Raw genomic sequence first — 21,221 nt, forward strand, 5'->3', positions numbered from 1 at the left:
TTTTCTCCTTTCTATATGATTAAAAGGTAACATTTAAATTGAAGCCATAAGTGCGGCTGGTTGGCAGCGCTCCGCTATCATATCCGTAACCCTGGGCAATACTGTCTGATGCTTCGGGATCAAACGTTGGCAGGTTTTTCTTGATATAGAAAAGGTTACGGCCGATAAGCGAGAAGGTAACCGAGCGGATGCGGCTGTTGCCCAATACACTTTTAGGTAAGCTGTAACCTAATGATATTTGCCTGAATTTGATAAATGTACGGCTAAATACATGGGCTTCATCGGCGCTTTTATCGGCGTTACCACCATCGTTATATTGGATATAAGGGCTAAATGGCAACGTGTTCTTGGTGTAAACTGGCGCGCTGGCTGTACCTGTGTTGATAACACCGTTAGGCACATAATTACCATCGCGGCCAACAAGTGAAGCTTCGGAGTTACCAAAGTAGTTGGTCCACCTGGCGCCGGCCTCGTAAATCTGGCCGCCAAACTGTCCGTCGATAAGGAAACTGAAGGAGAAGTTTTTGTAGTTAATGGTATTGGTTATACCGCCAGACCAATTTGGATTGGCCGAACCAAGGTAGCTTTCATTGTTGTTAACATCTTTTATAACCGCGTCATTTGGCTGCGAAGAATCAGATGTGCCGTACCTTGAATTTACCGGAATGTATACATCCTGGCCCTGGGCATTTTTCAAAAATGTGCTCCCGAAGATAGATCCCAGCGGGTAGCCTACTTTTGATTTGATATTGTAATAATGCGAAATGCCGTTTGCACCGATGGTAGGATCAAGCGCGGTTACCATATTTTTGTTTTTGGCACCATTAAAGCCCACAGTCCAGGTAAAATCCTTCGTTTTTATCGGGCTGCCGCTAATAGCTAACTCCACACCGCGGTTATACATCGATCCGGCATTGAAATACAGCGAGCCATAGGTGGTAGTGCTACTGATTGATGATTGCAGCAAAAAGTTATCAGATTTTTTGTAGTAGTAAGCAAAATCAAGAGAAATCCTGTTTTGAAAAAACTTCAGCTCGGTTCCAATTTCTGTTTCAGTAGTAGTTTCGGGCTTTAAGCTTGGCGGCGGTACAGTAGAGCCGGTAATTTCGGCATTGGTGATGCCATTTACAGGCGGTTTAAGCGTAAATGTTAAATCGGTTAACTGCGGGGTAGGGTTGCTGCCGGTTTGCCCTATAGATGCCCTGATTTTACCGAATGATAATACAGATTGGTCTATTTTTAAAGCATCGGTAAATACGAAGCTTAAGTTAGCCGATGGATAAAATAAGTTTGGTTTAAAATCAGGACGGGTAGATGACAATGCCGAATACCAGTCATTACGACCTGTTATCTCTAAAAATAAATAGTTTTTATACCCAAATTGCATCTCAGCAAAAACAGAGTTGGTTTTATATCTCGGCGTATGCGATTCTGTTGGCGGGTGGACATTACTGGCATTGCTAAAGTTCAACAGGTTAGGATCGGCCAGACCTTCGGCATACAGATCCAGCGAGTATTGCTGTGAATTTTGCAATTCGGCACCTGCAAAGGCGTTGAATGTAAGATCAGAAAATTTGTGATCGTAAGATAGCATCGCCCTAACATCAGATTTTTGCTGCTCGATGGTAGTTGTGCGGTACACTCCGTTAGTATTGATAACGTTATTCGGGCGTATCACAAATAAAGCCGGTGTATTGATGTAATCATAACCCGCAATTAAATTGGCGTGCAGGTGGTCGGTAATATCATAAGTAATATTGCCCGATGATAAAATGCGGTTTTGAGTTTGGTTATTGGTTACCTGCTCTATTTGCACATAAGGGTTGGCATTATAAGTCGACAGATATTTACCATCGGGTGTTTTAGCATCCAATAGTGTAATATCTGTTGAGCTGGCAATACGTGGATAAGCCAAACCAAACGAACCACGGCCGTCGCCGCGTAAAAGCGGCGCATTGAGGCGCAAGGTTCTTGATAAATCAACCTTGAAATCGGTGTGCAGCCTGGTGCCATAATCCTGCGTGGCTCGTATTACGGCGTTATAGCGCTCATACTTTTCGCCTGGTGTAGGCAGGTTATCCTTTGTTTGTGATAGCGATACCCGGTATGATCCGTTTTCGGTACCCTTGGTAAAGGCCAAACTATTGGTGGTGGTTACACCGGTATTAAAGAAACGATCAAAGTTTTTTGCTGCCGATTGAGATACGTATGGTTTTGTTTTTCCATCAATATCTAAAAACGGCCTGCCATCCAACTTACCGCCCCATGACCATCCCGGAGGATCGCCGGAGTTATCGCCTAACTGACCGTAAAATATTGGATCGCCGTAATCGGCGGGTGTATAGGGGCGACCAAGATAGCCACGGCCGTACTGGGTTTGCAAATGATCGTACGGTACCATTTTTTCAAGTACGGTATTGCTGTTAAAGCTTATACCAAGACCCTGGCCTTTTTTGCCCTTTTTTGTGGTGATTAAAATAACGCCGGCCTGGGCACCGCCGCCATAAAGCGCCGCTGCCGATGCACCTTTAAGTACGCTTATGGTTTCAATATCATCGGGATTGATAGATGATAAGCCGTCGCCTGGATCAGATCCGCCGTAAACTTTGCCGCCGTCGTCGCTGTTTTCGCGGGTTGTACTGTTAATAGGTACACCATCAACAACATACAAAGGCTGGTTTGAACCCGAGAATGATGAATTACCACGCAGGATAACTCTTGAAGAACCACCAGGTCCGTTGGGCGGGCTTTGTACTACTAAACCGGCTACTTTGCCCTCTAAGGCATTGATAAAAGTAGGCTCGCGGGTAAGTGATACCTCTTCGCCGCCAATCTGGCTTATAGAGTAGCCCAATTGTTTTTCGTCTTTTTTAATACCCAACGCTGTTACAATAACTTCGCTGAGCTTGCCCGATGCATTGAGACTGATGGTTAAAAAAATATTGTTGCCAACAGTAACTTCTTTAGGCTCAAAGCCAACAAAGCTTACAATTAAAACGCTTTTTTCATCTGGTACATTGATGCTGAAAGTTCCGTTTAAATCTGCGCTTACCCCTAAATTTGTGCCTTTAAGTTTAATACTGGCACCTGGTAAGGCCTGGCCCTTATCGTCAACAACTTTTCCTTTAATACTCAGTTGTATAACGTTTGCGGCAGTGTATTCTTTTTCCTGTAAAAAAACGGTATTGTTGACAATTTTATAGGTTAAAGGCAGGTTTTTAAGGCAAGCGCTTAACGCTTCATCCATTGACGCGTCTTTTACTTTTACCGTGATGTTTTTATTACGTACATCTTTAGTATCGTAAAAAAACAGGTAACCGTTTTGTTTGTTAATTGCCTGTAATACCTTTTTTAAAGGTACGTTGGTAGCGTCGAGATTAATTTTCTGACTAAACGCGCTCGCGCTGCATTGCATAAAGGCTATGACCATAAATAAGGTAGTCAATTTCATAACCAATAGAATTTTTTTGGGTAGCCACGGTTTATATATGGCCATTAAAAAAGCATTTAATTTCATACTTTTGGAAAGTTTGGGTTAATACATGGTTAGGGACACTAAACTTGTTTTTCCGGTTTGCCGGAAGGGTTAACTCAAATATTTACCGTACCCTGATGCCAGTCGGGGTGCGGTTATTTAAATAACCTTGCTGGGGAGCGCCTAAAGCGTTTTTTGTATGTTTTTTTTCATTAAGCTGGGTTTGGGTTTATAAATAGGTTATCTGTTTGTTTTAAGGCCTTACAATAATTGTTTTTCCTTCAATTGTATAATGAATTTTTTTAAAGCTCATGGCATCCAGTATTTGTGATGCATTCACATTCATTGATATTTCGCCAGAGAATGTGCGCTCTTTTAGTTTGCCTTCGTACCGTACATCAACATCATACCAACGGCTTAGCTGCCTCATTACAGATTCAATGCTGGCATCGTTAAAGTGAAATACTCCCTTTTTCCAGGCTGTAGCTTCATCTGTATCACCGTCGGTAATATTAACCACCCCGTTTTTAAACCGCGATTGCTCGCCTGGTTTAAGTGTGTAGCTTTTATCGCCCACTTTTACTTTTACGCTGCCTTCTAATAAGGTTGTTTTTACTTCGTTTTCATCGGCATAGGCATTTACATTAAAATGAGTACCCAATACCTCTATGGTTTGCCCATTGCTTTCAACTCTGAAAGGCTTTGTTTTATCATGTGCTACCTCAAAATAAGCCTCGCCGTTAACTTGTACCCGGCGCTCGCTACCATTAAATGCAACCGGGAATTTGATAGATGAGGCAGCATTGAGCCATACGTTGGTACCATCGGCCAGTATAATATGGTATTGGCCGCCTCGCGGAGTGCTCATGGTATTATAAGTTGTTATGGCTGCCTGGTTATTTGCATTAGCCCCGCTGTTGTAGGCCACCAAACCATCGGCCAGTTTCTTTACGGCCGTATTTGCCTGGCTGGCTATATTGCCATTGGCAGCCCCATTTAACACTACCTGTTTGCCATTGGCAAGTGTAAGCACAGCTTTATTACCACCCGGGATAATCTGAATAGTTTGTTTTACAGCGGCCACCTCCTGTTGTTGCTTTTGCGCATAATGCAGGTAGGCTGGTATGCCAATTGCCAGGCACAAGATAACCGAAGCCGCGGCGGCCCATAACCACGTGCGGCTTCGGTTATGTACTTTAACAGGGGCAGGTTGCAATTGCGCTTTTACATTCAATAAAGCGCTTTCGGTATCAAATGATGTATATTGTGCATGAAGGTTTTCCAGTTCCTGTTCGTTCAGGAGCTTATCAAATAACGCGCTGTTGGCTTCGCTGGCGTCAACCCATGAAAATAACTCGGCAGAGTCTGCTTCGCTTAAATTACCTTTTAAATAATTGCCAATCAGATCGGAGATTCTTAAAAGGGCGTCAATTTTAGAGTTTTCCATTTGCCTGTTACCGGTATTTGGTGATAGAACAGGAAAGGGCGGGGTTTTATCTAAAAGATTTTGAAATAAATTTTAAGTTGGCTTAATGCTTATTTAACATGGTTGAAAAAGGTAGGCAAAAGCAGCAACATTCCTAAGGCAAGGCCTTCGTCTGATAGGCGGGTTTTGAGTAAGCTGAGGCCGCGCATTTTTTGGTTATTAACGGTACTAATGGTAATACCCAGTTCGCAGGCAATTTCTTTGGCTTTTTTACCATCTTCAAACGTCATCCGGATAATTTTACGGCATTGTTCTGGCAGGGTATCCACCGCCGCGAAAACCTGCCTTAATACTTCGGCCTGTATAATATTATTTAAAATGGTGGCTTCTTCTATATCGGTATTTACCAGGGTTTGCTGGTGCTTAAGTTTAACACTGTTTTTTTCGAGGTAGTTGAAACAGGAATTTTTTACACTCACATATAAATAGGCCCTGATGGCATTGATCGTATCGGGCAGGTTTTCTTTTTGCCAAAACCTAACAAAAACATCCTGTACAATATCTTGCGAACTGGCGGGGTCATGAATTATGCGCGAAGCAAAAAAGCATAGCGGCCGGTAAAACTGCTCAAAAATCTGGTCGAACGCGGCCATGTTTTTGCCTTTTAACAAGGCAAATAATTCATAGTCTGTTAATTCGGTCAGCTTATTCATATGAATAACGAATATAAATATAATTTAACATTCATATTAACATCATTTGCAGATAACAGATGATAGTATGGATAAAGGCACGTTCTGCGCATTTACTAGGAATTATAAATGTTGGCCTATTGGTTTTAATTGGTTTGCAAAAGTAATACCAATTTATGATTTTGGATAATTTAGTTTTTGGAGGGAGAGGGGATTAATGGGGGGATTTACTTTATCGAAAAAATTCTGAAATCCCGGCTTGTGTGTCGATTGTTTTATCCTGGAGGAAAACCGCAATTTTCTATACAGATACGCGGGTTATTGATAAATCTTATTTTGGTAGATTCATTTAAAAATAAACTATCAATTACTGGTTCTGTTGTGAGCTTAAACCTGCTACCCGTACGCCGGTTGAAGCCAAAAGACCTCGAACCGTATGGTTAATTAATGTTATAGGCTATGATATATGTATGGGGAAGTGATGCAAACCTTTCTTGAGCATGCCTATTTACACCTCCATACTTTTCAAAGCCCAAAACACCAAAGCCGGCTGAAAAAACAAACGTGCCAAACGTTTGCCATCGGTATCTAAGCCAAAAGCGCTCCTGTGATGAGTATACTGCGAAATATTGCCCGGGAAAATGGCTGTGAAAAAGCCGGCTGCTATTTTACCCACTGTACCACGGTATTTTTTGGGTGTTAGCAATATGGCACTGCCTAACGTTATTTCAACAATGCCCGAGTATAAAACGGTATCATCTTTATCAAGCGGAACCCAATAGGGTACCTGCGCCTGGAAATCTTTACGGGCAAAGGTTAAGTGGCTTATACCTGCCAATACCAGGCCGGCGCCTAATAACAGCCGGCTGCCGGTTTTTATATTTTCTGCATTCATATTTATTCATCTGCTTTATCGCTTTCGGCTTCTGCTTTTTTTGCTTCGGTCAAAAGGTTGGTGGTGAACGGATTATCGGTTAATAGCTTCGCCATAAATGCCAGGTTGGCGGTCATGTAACGTAAACTTTTGTTGGTATACAGGTAGCGTTCGCCGCCGGCTTCTACATAATCTTTTTCGCCGCCTGCCAAGCCCACCCAGTAGGCGTTAACATTTGGCGGAATAGTAAAACCCACTTCCTGTAACGACCACAGCACTTGCGCCGCGCAACTATGCGCGCCGTCCTCATTGCCGGTAACCAAGCATCCCGCGACTTTGTTATAAGGCATGTACTGCCCGTTTTGTTTGTCGCTCAGATCTTCATCCCTAAAAATAGCATCAAGTCTTTCTATCACCTTTTGCGACGTTGATGCCAGGTGCCCCATCCAGATAGGCGTAGCGATGATGAAAATATTACAGGCTTTTATCTTTTCAAGAATTTGCGGCCATTGGTCGCCATCGCCCTCATCCGATGAGTTACCGGTTAATACGGTATAGTCATTCAACCGGATGATCTCTGTTTCAATACCCAGTTCTTTAAATTGCCCAGCGGCTTTTTGGGCCAGCGCCCCGGTATTTGAAAAATCAGGGCTTCGCTTTAATGTGCAATTGATAATGAGAGCTTTCATAGTTACATAGATGTATCAAAAGAACGGGCATCTATGTGATTTGTTTAATTAATTAGAAAATAATTAAATCTATAGTTTGTGTATATGGGGTGTTGCAATCTTTAAGCACAACATACAGATTGATTTAAAAACTCATCATAAAAAACTATAACAATAATATAATACGGACTTAAATTGCTCTTTACTCCGCTTAGCTATATTTAGCTAAGCATAATCCCATGGACCGTATCCTTTTTCCCCGCAGCAATTTTGATCTTCTTCGCAATTGTCCCTTAGATCAGTTGGAAGAAGATATTTCGCGTACCTCCATCCGCCTCAAACTACAGGGCGATTTACAAACCGACCAGGATCGTGGTCGTTACAAGGCCGAGTTGGATAAGCTGAGCGTGTTTAAATACATCAGCCAGTTACGCAAAGGGAAACTAAGCTTCGAGGATTTTGGCCAAAAGGTGGAGTTAACCGCCTAAGAAGTGGTGCTTTTGGTGTGCAAAAGTGCAATAAAGCAATTGGGATCAAGTGTTCAATAAAGCTACTTTACCGGTTTCCCAAAACCATGCTTAATATAGTAATCAAGGGTTTTGGTGTTCCAATAACCGCAATCAATAACCCGTCTTATAGTCATCAGCGGATCATTTGTATCCCGTGGCTGATCAAGTTGGAAAGCCGCTTTGAAGCCCCGCTGATGCAACTCCGGCAAGCCGACACTGTTCCATATGCCATAGGGGAAAGCAAAATATTTTACCGGTTTTCCTGTAATTTGCTCCAGTTTGCGGGTTGGGATGTTTAGCTGTGTATCCCAATCTGTACCTTTTAGTTTGTTGAAATTGGCATGGTCGCGGGTGTGGCAGGCAATTACATTGCCTTCATCAGACAGTTGCTTAACCTGCTTCCTATCCATGTAATACTTGTTTTTACTCAGGTTATTGGTTACAATAAAATACACACCTTTAAAGCCGTATTTATTGAGCTCCGGCCGCGCAACGGCAAACTGGTCGCCATCGCTATCATCAAAAGTTAGCATGATGGGTTTTGCGGGTAGCGGGGCGCCTTCGGTAAGGTAGTTATACAATTCGTCGGGTAAAATAGTATGATAACCACTATCGGCCAGCATTTTCATATGGGCTTTAAAAGCCGCTGGCGGAATAATGTAGTTTTTGTCTACCTGCCGGTCGCTGGCCCGCCAATCACGTATCTGGTGGTAACATAAAACGGGTATTTGACGGCGCGCTAAAACAGCCTTGCTGTTAACGGCAGGTTCGGTATGTAAAAGGCCAAAAAAGCAAACGGATAGGAGGGCGATAAGCGGTTTCAACACGGTGCAAAATGATTGATCAAATGTAAATATTCCCCGGTTTTTTCCCGCCAAATAAATAATTATTTAACGGTAGATTTTAGGGCGGTTGATACCCATATTTTAACATGCAAAAATGGTTTCCTAACCCAAAAGGGATGAAAGCAAAAATCGGGTCATAAAATCTCAATCAAATTTTGCAATTTTAGCGCCAGCCAAATTTGCCAACCTATGAAAATCAAAATACTGCACTCTCTGGCGTTTACTGTTTGTTTAAGTGCTATCAGCTTTATCGGTTTAGCACAAACAACTTTTAAACCGCAGAAGGAACTTTTAGCAACCATCAAAAAAAACTTTGCCGCGGCCGATGCCCAGTACAAAGTATTGGCTACCAAAATAGGGCCCGAAGAATTTCCTAAAACCTATCACCCGGATAAGGATAAACAAGAGAATAGTAATTCAGGTTGGTGGTGCAGCGGCTTTTACTCTGGCAGTTTATTATACTTGTACCAGCAGACTAAAGATCAGCAATCACTTACCGAGGCCAACCGTATTATGGGGGTGCTGGCTAAGGAGCAGTTTAACACCCACACGCACGATTTGGGTTTTATGATGTATTGCAGCTTTGGCAATGCCAATAAAATAGAGCCAAAGCCGGAGTATAAACAGATATTGATTAACAGCGCCAAATCCCTTTCAACCCGGTTTAACCCGGCGGTTGGCTGCATTAAATCATGGGACTCCAAACCCGGCGATTACCTGGTGATTATTGATAACATGATGAACCTGGAATTGCTATTTTGGGCCACCCATGAAACCGGCGATAGCAGCTATTATAAAATAGCCGTTACCCATGCCAATACCACCATGAAAAATCATTTCAGGGCCGATTATAGCTCGTATCACGTAATTAATTACGATGCGCAAACAGGAGCGGTAAAAGAAAAGAAAACCGCCCAGGGCTTTGCTAATGAGTCGGCGTGGGCCAGGGGGCAATCATGGGGCTTGTATGGCTACACGGTAATGTACCGCGAAACACACGATAAAAAATACCTGGATCAGGCCCAAAACATAGCCCACTTTATATTAACTAATCCAAACCTGCCTGCAGATAAAATTCCCTACTGGGATTACAACGCCAGTAATATTCCCAACGCGTTAAAAGATGCATCGGCGGCATCGGTGATGGCTTCGGCATTATTGGAGCTGTGCAGGTATAGCGATGCTAAAAAAGGGCAGGAGTATTTTAATGTGGCTCAAACTATTTTGAAAACACTTTCGGCCCCTCCGTATATGGCTGCCGCGGGTACAAACGGCGGTTTTATTTTGCAGCACAGTGTAGGCCATTTTCCCGCCGGTACCGAAATTGATGTGCCCTTAACCTATGCAGACTACTATTTCATTGAAGCCATGAAACGCTACCAGGGTTTCGGTACAAAAAAATAAACTATTTTAGCCAGCAAACGATTAAACATGGCATTAGGAAAAGGCAGGTTAGAAGCATTTAGCGATGGTGTAATAGCTATCATCATCACCATTATGGTGTTAGAGATGAAAGTTCCGCATGGCGATAGCATCGAGTCGTTAAAGCCAATGATCCCGGTATTTATAAGCTATGTGCTGAGTTTTATTTACGTGGGCATTTATTGGAACAACCACCATCATATGATGCAGGCGGTACGCTCGGTAAGTGGCGCTGTTTTGTGGGCCAACCTGCATTTATTGTTCTGGCTATCGCTTATTCCGTTTGTTACCGGCTGGATGGGCGAGAATCATTTTTCAAAATGGCCAAGCTTTTGTTATGGCGTTGTGCTGGCCATGAATGCCATAGCTTATACCATTTTAGCCAGGATACTGGTCAATATTCATGGTGAAGAATCAGTTTTAGCCCAGGCCATCGGTGCCGATTGGAAGGGGAAACTATCGCTGTTAATTTACTTTGTGGCAATTTCGCTTACCTGTTATGTGCCTTTTGCCGGGTTCGGTTTATACGCCGTAGTAGCTGTAATTTGGTTTATTCCGGATAAAAGAATCGAGCGTAAACTTAACCACCAGGATAATGAGCATCATGTTTAAAATGGTCTGTTAAAATAAACTACAAAAATAATACGCCCTAAATGCATTTAGATGTATGTAAAGTATAAACTATTTTGCAACTTTGCTGTTATAGTAGTGTTTTAACCTAAGTGAAAATACCCCTGCATTTTAATTAACCATTATTTGCCACTACTGTACATTTATCTATGTTGGATATTGCTTATGATCATGAGCAAGGCTTGCTTACCAAAGCAACTCATACTCATCATGAAAAAGAATTATTGCTGAGCGTAGCCGGCGGTGATGAGCATGCCTTTCGCCGATTGTTTATCGCGCATCATCAGCAATTGGCCGTCCACATCTATCGTATCACCAACTCTGCCGAGCTTGCCGAAGAAGTGGTACAGGATGTTTTTCTGAAAATATGGATGACCCGCGAAACACTCCAAAATGTTGAAGATTTTAAAGCATATCTTTTTGTGATCTCCAAAAATCACGCCCTTAATTGCCTTAAAAAATTGGCCAAGGAACGTGTCAAGATCAAAAAACTGGAAGAAAGCAGTGTTGATATTTTAAACGTAGAACATGATAATGGCATGTATTACAATTTGCTCGATGAAGCCATTGATCACCTGCCACCCCAACAACAAAAAGTTTACCTGTTAAGCAGGCACAACCGACTCAAATATGCCGAAATAGCCGAGCAGCTTAAACTATCACGCGAAACCGTAAAAAAATATCTTCAGATTGCCACCATCAATATCACCGACTATGTGCGCACCCACCTGGATGGTTTTACGGTGATTTTTGCGGCGATTTTTTATTTTAAAAGGTGAGGGGAAAGTGTTGAAGTAATGATATTAGAGTTCGAAAGGATTTGTAAACAGTAAATCATCAATTTTAACAAAATCTTTACTATTCCTGCTTATTAGCGTTAGTGTGTTTACCAACGCAGTTGCAGCAATTATAGCATCCGGTAATTTAATGGAGTAGTTTTTACGAAGTTCAACGGTCTTCTCTTTGATTTCCTGTTCAAGCTCAAACACTACCGAATCAGCTACAAAGTTTTTCAGCACAATAATGTCGGCATCTGTTGCATTTTTCCAACATAAAAGCTCTATTTCCGTAATTGCCGATATTGCAGGCGTTGATGTTTTTATGGTAGAGTCTATAAATTCTTATGCTTCTTTTGAGAATAACTGTTGTAAGTAGTAGATGGCCGTATTGGTATCCCAGAGATAGTTTATTCCCATTCGGTACGCAAATCCTCTAATTGTTTTTCAATATCACCTATAGGTTGCTTAGTCATCGCGCCTTTATATTTTTTTACCAAATCCTCAGTGTTTGTTGGGCCGATGGTTTTTTCTTTTCTTACCCGGATAACGTTTAGCAACTCCAAATCCTTCAACAGGTTTAAAGCCTTATCATTTAAAATATCGATGGTTACCGTTGTCATATAAACAAATTTGACAAAGTTTCTATAAAAAGGTCGGTTCAAAAAATGATCTATCGCTGTAATATCATATGGATAAAAACTTTTTTTATTTTTTTTCAAAACCGATACCCCCTTTTTTATCCCTTTAGTTGTCTTGTAGTTGAGTTTCCGCTAAAACTCGGCATTTACCAATTATTATGAACCAACATCTACCTGTATGAGTGCATCTGATGCAAGGCTTAACTACCTGTTTAATAGTTATTACCACCAAACTGCTACGCAGCAGGAACAGGATGAATTATTTGAAATAATTAATTCATCGGCCACCGATGCAGAGCTTGCAGCACTTATTCAGGAAGCCTGGAACAATCTGCAGGTAAACGAACCTCTTTTTGACGCTGCCAAAAGCATGGATATGCTTAACAGCATATTGCAAAGCAAATCAGATCCGGATAATGTACGCCAAATACGGCCGCCAAATAATAATCAGCAATGGTTAAAATTAGGGGTTGCCGCTACATTGATGGTTTTTGTTGGGTTTGGCGCTTATATGTTGCTAAGTAACCAGGGAAATAAAAAAGCTGCTAACAAAAGGACTATCGCCAAAGCACAGCCTGCGCATGATGTTTTGCCCGGTGGTAATAAAGCGATTTTAACGCTCGCCAACGGCAAAACCATCACACTTGATAGTGCCAAAAATGGTCTTTTGGCTCAACAGGGTTCTGCGCATATTAACAAAACCAAAGATGGACAACTGATATATAAAGCTGATGGCGAAACGGAGAGCGACGCGGCGGCGATGAATACCGTGTCGACCCCAAGAGGAGGTCAATACCAGTTGGTACTTAACGATGGTAGTAAAGTTTGGTTAAACTCGGCATCATCGCTAAGCTTTCCGGCTGTATTTAAAGGTAAAACCCGCGAAGTGGAAATTACCGGCGAAGCTTACTTTGAAGTAGCTAAAAACGCAAAGATGCCTTTCAGGGTAAAGGTTAACAATACAGTGGTGGAGGTTTTAGGCACACATTTTAATGTAATGGCCTATAACGATGAAACTGATATGAAAACCACTTTATTAGAGGGATCTGTAAAAATCAGCAATAAAGATAATTCAAGCATTTTAAAACCCGGTCAGCGGGCATTGCTCAAACAAAGTGGCCAAATTAAGGTTAATGACTACCCGGATGCCGAAGATGCTATAGCCTGGAAGGATGGGATTTTTCAATTCAGAGATGCCAGTATAGAAACCATTATGAGGGAGGCCGCACGCTGGTATGATGTACAGGTGAGTTTTCAGGGTAAAATTCCGGTTAAAGAGTTTACCGGTCGTATATCCCGCAATGTAAAGGCATCTGAATTGATGAGCATGATGCGGTACATAGGCGTTAATTTTAAAATAGAAGATAAACACATAACGGTAATGCCGTAAAATACAAAACCAAGCATTTCAATACCTATACATAAAACAATTTAACAACCAATTATTAACCTAAAAACGCTATGATGGAAAAAGTACAAAAGATAAGTTAACTCAGGGAGGGACTCATCTGGTAAAACGGTTTATCATGTGTTTTAACATGCAATTTTAAACCGAAACATCAGCAAATAAAAAACCGGGAAGTATTCGCAGTACTTACCCGGCCAAGTATCTGGGTCCCAAAAAAGTACAATCGACGAATTGAAAGTAAATGTTTAACCCAAACTCTACAAACTTATGAATTTTAATTCTAAGGCTGTGCCTTTGGCATGGCCCCAATTATCCAAAATAATTTTAGCTATGAAGCTAACAGTTATTGTTATGGTTTTGGCACTCACCAATGTATACGCCAAAACATACAGCCAGGTTGTAACCCTGCACCAAAAGAATGCCAGCGTTGAAAAAGTGCTGCGTTCTATCGAAAAACAAACCGGCTATCATTTTATGTACGACAAGCAGGATGTATCTAAAGCATCGGCAATTAATATTGAGGTTGCAGGTGTATCGCTTCAACAAGCGCTTGACCAGGCCTTTAAAGATCAGCCTTTAACCTACAAAATTTTCCAGGAAACCATTGTGGTTAAAAAGAAGGATGATGTAGCAGCGGCCGAACCTGCAGATATTAAAATATCTGGTACAGTGTCTGATACAAAGGGCGCTTTACCTGGCGTAAGTGTCAGAATCAAAGGCTCTGATTTAGGTACACAAACTGATGTTAGCGGTAAGTATACTTTAAACGTACCTGCCAACGCAACCCTTGTATTCAGCTTTATTGGTTACAATACACAGGAAGTTGCTGTAGGCGGAAGAACTACTGTTAATGTTACCATGACTGAATCGCAAAGAGCGCTTAGCGAAGTTGTTGTTGTTGGTTACGGTACTCAAAAACGTGTTGACCTTACCGGATCGGTAGGTAGCGTTGGTTCAAAACAACTACAGGAAAGGCCCCAAACCAACCTTGAACAGGAACTTGCCGGTAAGCTTGCCGGTGTAAACGTTTCAACAAACTCTGGCGCACCAGGTGGCGAAACCAAAATAAGGATTCGTGGGTACAGCTCTATCAACACCAATACCGACCCTTTATATGTGGTTGATGGTGTGGTTTGGACCGAGGGAGGTAATTCTATTAACCCGGCCGATATCGAATCTGTAGACGTACTTAAGGATGCATCTTCAACCGCAATTTACGGTACACGTGGCGCAAACGGTGTAATTTTGGTTACCACAAAAAGAGGGAAAACCGGTACTGGCACCATTAGCTATGATTCATATGTTAGTGTAAGCAATATGGCTAAAGAAATACCTGTGTTAAATTCTAAAGAATTTATGCAGGTAGAAGATCTTTCATATGCTAACATTAAAAAATATGATCCGGTTGGCTGGGCTGCAGGTAATTACGCTTCAAGAGATCCAAAACTGCAACGTACTGCGCTTATTGGTAAGTTATTTGACCAAAATTTGCAACCATTGTATGATGTAGATTGGCAAAAAGCAACTACCCGTTCGGCAGTTAGCCAAAATCATAACGTTTCATTTACCGGTGGTACCGATAAAATGAACTACGGTTTGTTTTTAAATTATGCCGATGATGAAGGTATTATATTAAACAGCTATTTAAAACGCTATAATGCCCGTTTAACTTTTGATAACCAGATTAAATCGTGGTTAAAAGTTGGCGCTACCTTAAATTACAACACGCAGGATCAGCGTACTGCTGATGACGGTACAGGTGGCAATAACATACCGCGTATGTTAATTGAAATGGTGCCTTTTATTCCAATCAGGTACCCTGACGGCACTTACGGTAAACGTACCGATTATCCAAACTTAGAAGGTGGCGATAACCCGGTAGCCCAGGCTAATGAGATTGAAGCGCTTTACAAAAAACGTATTTTTAGCGGTAATGGTTATTTAAACATCAACCTTTTACCTGGTTTGGATTTCCGTAGTACATTAGGTGTTACCACATCTGCAAACTATAATCCACATTTTCAAAGCGGCTTAGTAGGCGGCTCAACTGCTGGTCAGCAATATAGTTCTGCATCAATAAGCGAGGCTAACAATACTTTTTGGCAGTGGGAAAATCATTTAACGTATAATAAGGTATTTAACAAAGTACATACCATTAACGTAGTGTTAGGTGCAGAGCAGCAAAATTTCCAGCAAACTGGTTTTGGTGCATCTACAGGTACTTTATCTGATAACTTTTACCAGTACTATAACTTAGGTGCAGGCCAGGTTCCGGGTATCCCTTCATCAAATTATGATGCATGGCAAATGAGGTCGTTCTTTGGTCGTTTAAACTATAACTACAAAGAAAAATACCTGTTAACAGTAACCGGTCGTGAAGATGGATCGTCACGTTTTGGTACTAACGTAAAAAACGGTTTCTTCCCTTCGGCAGCTTTTGCATGGCGTGCTTCACAGGAAGATTTCCTGAAAGACAACAAAACGATATCTGATCTTAAATTCAGGGCGAGCTATGGCTTAACCGGTAACTCCGAAATTGGTGAGTATCGTTCTTTAGCCAACATAAGTACTGTTAACTATGTGTTTGGTGGCGCGCAAGCAATTGGTACGCAACAATCTACTATAGGTAACGAGAATCTTTCATGGGAAAAAACAGCAGAGTATGATCTGGGTTTCTCTTTAGGCTTGTTCAACAACAGGGTTAATATTGAGGCCGATGCTTACCTGAAAAAAACCAAAGAATTATTACTTAACGCGCCACTGCCAGAAACCAGTGGTTTTAACAGTGTGTACAAAAACATAGGCAGGTTGCAAAATAAGGGCCTTGAATTAACCATCAACACTCAAAATGTAAAAACTGAAAACTTTACCTGGAATTCAAGTTTTAATATTTCATTCCTTAAAAATAAGATTTTACAGTTAGGTGCATCTAATGATGATATTTTCCTGAATCCAACTTTCCTTTCGCAATTTAACCTGATGAGGGTAGGTTTACCTGCCGGTAGCTTTTATGGTTACAAAGTTTTAGGCACATGGGGTAGTGCAGAAGAGTCACAGGCTTCGGTTTACGGCAGGCATCCTGGCGACCTGAAAATTCAGGACACCAATGGCGATGGAAAAATAACATCGGCAGATAAGGTGATCCTTGGTAAAGGAACTCCTGATGGTTACGGTACATTCAGTAACACTTTCCGTTACAAAAACATCGATTTGGGTGTTGATTTGCAATTTAACTATGGCAACCAGATCATGAACTTAACCCGTCACTCGGGTCAGGATCGTACCGGACAGGCAAATAGCTATGCTACAGTATTAAATGCCTGGACACCAACCAATCAAAATACTTCAATTGCAGAAGACAGACCAGCTTATGTAGGTTATCAAACAGAGATATATTCAACAAAAGTTGAAAATGGAAACTTTATCCGTGGCAGGGCAGCAACGCTTGGTTACACTTTCCCTACTCAAATGATATCTAAAATAAAGTTAAGCAGGTTAAGAGTTTATTTCCAGGCACAAAACCTTTTTGTGATAACCAAATACACTGGTTATGATCCAGAAGTTTCAACCTACAATGGTTCAAGCAACTTTACCCAGGGCATACAGTTTTATGATTATCCAAAACCAAGAACTTTCTTGCTTGGCTTAAATGTTAGTTTATAATTAAAATGTTAAAACATACTATTATGAAGTTTAACTTAAAAAAATACCGGATTGGTTACTCATTACTGATCCTCACTATAATGGTTAGCAGCTGCAAAAAAGACCTTGTTGAAAAAGATAAGGGCAATTTTGTGAAGAGCAATTATTTTACAACGTCTACCCAGGCAAGAACATTTGTTAACGGTATTTACCAAAAATTATACCTGTTTCAAAATGGTGACGCTTATGGCGAAAGCCCGTTCATTACCCTTGAACTTTTTGCCGGCCATGCCACATCATTAGGTCAAAGTGTTAATAATGGTAACGTTATAAAACAAATTACGGATGCTGTTAACCCGGGTTTTGAAGATGTATGGTCAAATAGTTACAACGCTATTTCAAATGCCAACATCGCCTTAGCAAATATTCCAGGTATTGCCAACTTTGCCGATGCCGATAAGAAAAAACTATTGGGCGAAGTTTACTTTTTACGCGCGTTTTTCTATTACCACCTGGTAAGGTTATACGGGGATGTACCATTAATTACTGCACCGGTAACTATCACCAGTCCTGATCTTTATCCGTCACGTGCGGCAACTTCAGCTGTTTATGACCAGATCATCAGCGACTTAAAAGCTGCTGAAGCATCGGGCATGGCCGAAACCGATGCCACTGGTAAGGTTTCATTGGGTGCAGTGCGTACATTACTGGCAAGTGTGTATTTAACCACTGCTGGTTATCCGCTGCAAAAAACAGCTAATTACGCTTTGGCAGCGCAAGAAGTATTGCCTGTTTTAAGTGATTACACGCTATTTGATAAATATGATTACCTGCATGATAACGCGCACAAAAACCAGGGCGAACTTATTTTTCAATCAAACTACCTGGTTGGCGTAGCTACAAATGCTATCCCTCAGTTAACTGTACCGTTTAACTTATTGGTTGGCGCATATGGTGATCACCTTGGCGCTATGATCCCAACTAATGAGTTTGTGGCCAGCTATGAGGCAGGCGATTTGCGCACAGTTGAAAGACAGTTTTACTTTTCAAGTTACCCATCGTACAAAGACGGAAGTACCATTATATTTGGAGAACACGCGCTTTACAAATACTTCCACTTAGAAAGTGCCGCGGCCAGCGGTCAGAGCGATGAAAACTGGACGTTTTTACGTTTACCAGAAGCACAGCTGATTTATGCTGAAGCAACCAACGAAGTAAGCGGCCCTACACAGGCAGCTTATGACCAGGTAAACAAAATAAGGACACGTGCTAAATTAGCTCCGTTAAGTGGCTTAACTAAAGATCAGTTCCGTATTGCTATCTGGAAAGAGCGTTACCATGAGCTTGCTTATGAGGATAAAGCTTATTTTGATATGCAGCGTACGCATATGGCTTATGTGGTTAACAGCAACACATTTGGCGATCCTACAACTACCAAAACAGAGCAAAATATACAATTTAAACCTCAGTATTACTTATGGCCTATTCCGCAGCGCGAAATAAGCACTAATAGTAAACTAACCCAAAATACGGGCTGGTAATTTATATTTAGCGAATAAGATTGTAAAAGACTGGCATTTACGTGCCAGTCTTTTTATATTTACAGCTGGTTAAACGTTTTACCAAAAAGATCATTTTAAAAGCATGAAGAAAGCCCTGGTACTTATTGCCTCCCTTTTTACCGCTGCCGGTTCATTTGCCCAGCAGGTAAATAAGGTGACCGATCCTGTTGATTACATTAACCCATTAATGGGGACCGATTCGCATTACGATTTATCGAACGGAAATACTTACCCGGCAATTGCCCTGCCATGGGGAATGAACTTTTGGACGCCTCAAACCGGCGTTATGGGCGATGGATGGGCTTATACTTATGACGCGCACAAAATTCGCGGGTTTAAACAAACGCATCAGCCATCACCCTGGATGAACGATTATGGCCAGTTTGCTATAATGCCGGTTACCAAACATGCCCAGGTATCACAAAACGGAAGGGCAAGCTGGTTTTCGCACAAAGCCGAAACTGCTAAACCGTATTATTACAGCGTTTACCTTGCCGACCACGATGTAACTACAGAAATTACACCAACCGAACGCTCGGCGCAATTCAGGTTTACTTATCCTAAAACAGATAGCTCATTCATCGTGATTGATGCTTTGAACAAGGGATCATATGTGAAGATCATCCCCGGCGAAAAAAAGATTGTAGGGTACTCTACCAAGTATGCCCGCGGTCCGCTTAAAAACTTCAAAAACTATTTTGTTATTTATGTAGATAAGCCAATCACCCTGGCACAAACCTACAGTGATACTACTTTGGCAACCGGCCTGGAGCTGAAAGCCGAACACGCCAGCGCGCTGATAGGTTTTAAAACCAAGCATGACGAAAAAGTACATCTACGTGTGGCATCGTCATTCATCAGCATAGAACAGGCGGAGTTAAACCTGAAACGCGAGCAGGGTAATGACAGCTTTGATGTAACCTGCAAAAAAGCGAAAGATGTATGGAACAAAACTTTGAGCCGCTTAACTGTTGAAGGCGGTTCTATTGATCAAACCCGCACTTTTTACTCATGCCTTTATCGCATGGTTTTCTTCCCGAACAAATTATATGAGATAGATGAGAAAGGCGATGTAGTACACTACAGTGCGTCTACAGGTAAAGTATTCCCGGGTTATAAATTTGCCGGTACGGGCTTTTGGGATACCTTCAGGGCGTTGTATCCGTTCCTGAACCTGGTTTATCCATCTATCAACAAAGAGATGCAGGAAGGCTTAATTAACGATTATAAAGAAGGTGGCTGGCTGCCGGAGTGGTCGAGCCCGGGTTACTCGGCGGTTATGATTGGTAATAACTCGGCATCGGTAGTATCTGAAGCTTATTTAAAAGGCGGCAGGGGCTATGATATTGAAAAGTTATACGAGGCATTGATTCACGGCGCCAACAATAAAGGCCCGGCTGCTACAGGCCGGGAGGGTGTGGAGTATTACAACTCGTTGGGTTATGTGCCTTATGATGTAAAGATCAACGAAAACGCGGCCCGTACCTTAGAGTACGCTTATGACGATTTTACCATTTACAAATTGGGTAAAGCTTTGGGTAAACCCGCAGCAGAAACAGATTTGTACAAAAAACGCAGCCTGAACTATAAAAACTTGTTTGATCCTTCAACCGGGTTAATGCGTGGTAAAAACAAAGATGGTTCATGGGAAACACCATTTAGTCCGTTTAAATGGGGCGATGCCTTTACCGAAGGTAATAGCTGGCACTACAGCTGGGGCGTGTTTCACGATATGCAGGGTTTAATAAACCTGATGGGCGGCAAAAAGAAATTTGTTGCCAAATTGGATTCTGTTTGGACACTGCCACCAATATTTGACGATAGCTATTACGGCGAGGTGATTCACGAGATCCGCGAAATGCAGATTGTAAACATGGGCCAGTACGCGCATGGTAACCAGCCTATTCAGCACATGATTTATCTGTATAACTACGGCGGCGAGCCTTGGAAAACACAATACCACGTTCGTGATGTGATGAACAAGCTGTACAAAGCCACGCCGGACGGTTATTGCGGCGACGAGGACAACGGTCAAACATCGGCCTGGTATGTGTTTTCGGCCATGGGCTTTTACCCGGTTACCCCGGCCAGCGACCAGTATGTTTTAGGAGCGCCATTGTTTAAAAAGATCACCCTGAAACTGGAGAATGGCAAAACGGTGGCTATAAACGCACCTAACAACAGCGACACCAACAAATACATCAACACCATGACCGTTAACGGCCAGCCTTATGATTTAAACTGGCTTAGCCATAGCGGATTGCAAAAAGGAGCAGTTATAAATTTTAACATGGCCCCAACGCCTAACAAAACAAGGGGTGTGAAGGATAGCGATGTTCCGTATTCGCTGTCGAACGAAAAGTAAGATAGCCCCTAACCCCCTGAAGGGGGAATAAAGGAAAATAAAATAAAGTCGTGCCGAACTTGTTTCGGCATCCCACAGGACAGGTAGCCCGCATGGAGTATACTTAGTTGATGGGGTGCCGAAACGAGTTCGACATGACTGTTTTATTGGGATTTCCCCGCTATTCGAAGTCTCTGACCCGCTGTTCGAAGTCTCTGACTTCGGACTGTCTCGTCCTAAAAAAAGTTTACAGTTTTTAGATTAATCCTGTAATGAGTTTACAGGTTGATTTGTGTCCTGAATTAGC

16 protein-coding genes are annotated in these 21,221 nt (G+C 41.9%); 8 read left to right on the forward strand and 8 right to left on the reverse strand.

What is annotated here, in order from left to right:
• Nucleotides 1-19: 19 nt before the first annotated feature.
• From QWZ17_RS00350 to QWZ17_RS00370, 5 genes are all read right to left on the reverse strand, one after another.
• Nucleotides 20-3,451 (reverse strand): SusC/RagA family TonB-linked outer membrane protein, encoded by a 3,432-nt coding sequence (locus tag QWZ17_RS00350; RefSeq protein WP_290302817.1) that lies wholly within the window; start codon nucleotides 3,449-3,451, stop codon nucleotides 20-22.
• Nucleotides 3,452-3,728: 277 nt separating this feature from the next.
• Entirely contained in the window at nucleotides 3,729-4,922 is a 1,194-nt protein-coding gene (locus QWZ17_RS00355; protein ID WP_290302818.1) for a FecR family protein, read from the reverse strand.
• Nucleotides 4,923-5,011: 89 nt separating this feature from the next.
• Nucleotides 5,012-5,614, reverse strand: coding sequence for an RNA polymerase sigma-70 factor (locus QWZ17_RS00360; protein WP_290302819.1), 603 nt, complete (start codon nucleotides 5,612-5,614; stop codon nucleotides 5,012-5,014).
• Between the two features lie 487 nt (nucleotides 5,615-6,101).
• On the reverse strand, nucleotides 6,102-6,488 hold the full coding sequence (locus QWZ17_RS00365; protein ID WP_290302820.1) for a DoxX family protein: 387 nt from the start codon (nucleotides 6,486-6,488) through the stop codon (nucleotides 6,102-6,104).
• Between the two features lie 2 nt (nucleotides 6,489-6,490).
• Nucleotides 6,491-7,156, reverse strand: a complete 666-nt coding sequence (locus QWZ17_RS00370; RefSeq protein WP_290302821.1) for a flavodoxin family protein — start codon at nucleotides 7,154-7,156, stop codon at nucleotides 6,491-6,493.
• Between the two features lie 218 nt (nucleotides 7,157-7,374).
• Here QWZ17_RS00370 and QWZ17_RS00375 point away from each other — a divergent pair, with 218 nt between their 5' ends.
• Nucleotides 7,375-7,623: a hypothetical protein gene (locus QWZ17_RS00375; protein ID WP_290302822.1), complete on the forward strand. Its 249-nt coding sequence runs from the start codon at nucleotides 7,375-7,377 to the stop codon at nucleotides 7,621-7,623.
• Between the two features lie 62 nt (nucleotides 7,624-7,685).
• Here QWZ17_RS00375 and QWZ17_RS00380 read toward each other — a convergent pair whose 3' ends face one another.
• A complete protein-coding gene (locus QWZ17_RS00380) occupies nucleotides 7,686-8,471 on the reverse strand; it encodes a polysaccharide deacetylase family protein (protein WP_290302823.1) in 786 nt (261 codons plus the stop codon).
• A 207-nt stretch (nucleotides 8,472-8,678) separates the two neighbouring features.
• Here QWZ17_RS00380 and QWZ17_RS00385 point away from each other — a divergent pair, with 207 nt between their 5' ends.
• The 3 genes from QWZ17_RS00385 (at nucleotide 8,679) to QWZ17_RS00395 (ending at nucleotide 11,320) form a co-directional block, all read left to right on the forward strand.
• Nucleotides 8,679-9,893: a glycoside hydrolase family 88 protein gene (locus QWZ17_RS00385; protein ID WP_290302824.1), complete on the forward strand. Its 1,215-nt coding sequence runs from the start codon at nucleotides 8,679-8,681 to the stop codon at nucleotides 9,891-9,893.
• A 27-nt stretch (nucleotides 9,894-9,920) separates the two neighbouring features.
• Complete coding sequence (locus tag QWZ17_RS00390; protein ID WP_290302825.1) at nucleotides 9,921-10,523, forward strand: TMEM175 family protein; 603 nt, start codon at nucleotides 9,921-9,923, stop codon at nucleotides 10,521-10,523.
• Nucleotides 10,524-10,690: 167 nt separating this feature from the next.
• A complete protein-coding gene (locus tag QWZ17_RS00395) occupies nucleotides 10,691-11,320 on the forward strand; it encodes an RNA polymerase sigma factor (RefSeq protein ID WP_290302826.1) in 630 nt (209 codons plus the stop codon).
• Between the two features lie 24 nt (nucleotides 11,321-11,344).
• On the opposite strand, the gene QWZ17_RS00400 is transcribed toward QWZ17_RS00395, so the two are convergent.
• The gene (locus QWZ17_RS00400) at nucleotides 11,345-11,656 is read right to left on the reverse strand and encodes a type II toxin-antitoxin system VapC family toxin (protein WP_353959460.1); all 312 of its coding nucleotides are present in this window, start codon (nucleotides 11,654-11,656) and stop codon (nucleotides 11,345-11,347) included.
• Between the two features lie 71 nt (nucleotides 11,657-11,727).
• The gene (locus QWZ17_RS00405) at nucleotides 11,728-11,940 is read right to left on the reverse strand and encodes a hypothetical protein (RefSeq protein ID WP_290302827.1); all 213 of its coding nucleotides are present in this window, start codon (nucleotides 11,938-11,940) and stop codon (nucleotides 11,728-11,730) included.
• A gap of 196 nt (nucleotides 11,941-12,136) precedes the next feature.
• Between QWZ17_RS00405 and QWZ17_RS00410 the strand changes: the two genes are divergently transcribed.
• The 4 genes from QWZ17_RS00410 to QWZ17_RS00425 all read left to right on the forward strand — a co-directional run bounded on the left by QWZ17_RS00410 (nucleotide 12,137) and on the right by QWZ17_RS00425 (nucleotide 20,935).
• On the forward strand, nucleotides 12,137-13,348 hold the full coding sequence (locus tag QWZ17_RS00410; RefSeq protein WP_290302828.1) for a FecR family protein: 1,212 nt from the start codon (nucleotides 12,137-12,139) through the stop codon (nucleotides 13,346-13,348).
• A gap of 348 nt (nucleotides 13,349-13,696) precedes the next feature.
• Nucleotides 13,697-17,029 carry a TonB-dependent receptor gene (locus QWZ17_RS00415; RefSeq protein WP_290302829.1) on the forward strand — a complete coding sequence of 1,111 codons (3,333 nt, stop codon included), beginning with the start codon at nucleotides 13,697-13,699 and terminating at the stop codon, nucleotides 17,027-17,029.
• Nucleotides 17,030-17,052: 23 nt separating this feature from the next.
• Nucleotides 17,053-18,549, forward strand: coding sequence for a RagB/SusD family nutrient uptake outer membrane protein (locus QWZ17_RS00420; RefSeq protein WP_290302830.1), 1,497 nt, complete (start codon nucleotides 17,053-17,055; stop codon nucleotides 18,547-18,549).
• Between the two features lie 103 nt (nucleotides 18,550-18,652).
• Nucleotides 18,653-20,935 (forward strand): GH92 family glycosyl hydrolase, encoded by a 2,283-nt coding sequence (locus QWZ17_RS00425; protein WP_290302831.1) that lies wholly within the window; start codon nucleotides 18,653-18,655, stop codon nucleotides 20,933-20,935.
• Nucleotides 20,936-21,221: the final 286 nt, after the last annotated feature.

The sequence above is a fragment of the Mucilaginibacter flavus genome (assembly GCF_030409315.1).
GTDB lineage: Bacteria > Bacteroidota > Bacteroidia > Sphingobacteriales > Sphingobacteriaceae > Mucilaginibacter > Mucilaginibacter flavus.

Coding starts and splice junctions, on each gene's coding strand:
- QWZ17_RS00350 (WP_290302817.1), bottom strand. CDS start 3,451: ATGAAATTGACTACCTTATTTATGGTCATAGCCTTTATGCAATGCAGC.
- QWZ17_RS00355 (WP_290302818.1), bottom strand. CDS start 4,922: ATGGAAAACTCTAAAATTGACGCCCTTTTAAGAATCTCCGATCTGATT.
- QWZ17_RS00360 (WP_290302819.1), bottom strand. CDS start 5,614: ATGAATAAGCTGACCGAATTAACAGACTATGAATTATTTGCCTTGTTA.
- QWZ17_RS00365 (WP_290302820.1), bottom strand. CDS start 6,488: ATGAATGCAGAAAATATAAAAACCGGCAGCCGGCTGTTATTAGGCGCC.
- QWZ17_RS00370 (WP_290302821.1), bottom strand. CDS start 7,156: ATGAAAGCTCTCATTATCAATTGCACATTAAAGCGAAGCCCTGATTTT.
- QWZ17_RS00375 (WP_290302822.1), top strand. CDS start 7,375: ATGGACCGTATCCTTTTTCCCCGCAGCAATTTTGATCTTCTTCGCAAT.
- QWZ17_RS00385 (WP_290302824.1), top strand. CDS start 8,679: ATGAAAATCAAAATACTGCACTCTCTGGCGTTTACTGTTTGTTTAAGT.
- QWZ17_RS00390 (WP_290302825.1), top strand. CDS start 9,921: ATGGCATTAGGAAAAGGCAGGTTAGAAGCATTTAGCGATGGTGTAATA.
- QWZ17_RS00395 (WP_290302826.1), top strand. CDS start 10,691: ATGTTGGATATTGCTTATGATCATGAGCAAGGCTTGCTTACCAAAGCA.
- QWZ17_RS00405 (WP_290302827.1), bottom strand. CDS start 11,940: ATGACAACGGTAACCATCGATATTTTAAATGATAAGGCTTTAAACCTG.
- QWZ17_RS00410 (WP_290302828.1), top strand. CDS start 12,137: ATGAGTGCATCTGATGCAAGGCTTAACTACCTGTTTAATAGTTATTAC.
- QWZ17_RS00415 (WP_290302829.1), top strand. CDS start 13,697: ATGAAGCTAACAGTTATTGTTATGGTTTTGGCACTCACCAATGTATAC.
- QWZ17_RS00420 (WP_290302830.1), top strand. CDS start 17,053: ATGAAGTTTAACTTAAAAAAATACCGGATTGGTTACTCATTACTGATC.
- QWZ17_RS00425 (WP_290302831.1), top strand. CDS start 18,653: ATGAAGAAAGCCCTGGTACTTATTGCCTCCCTTTTTACCGCTGCCGGT.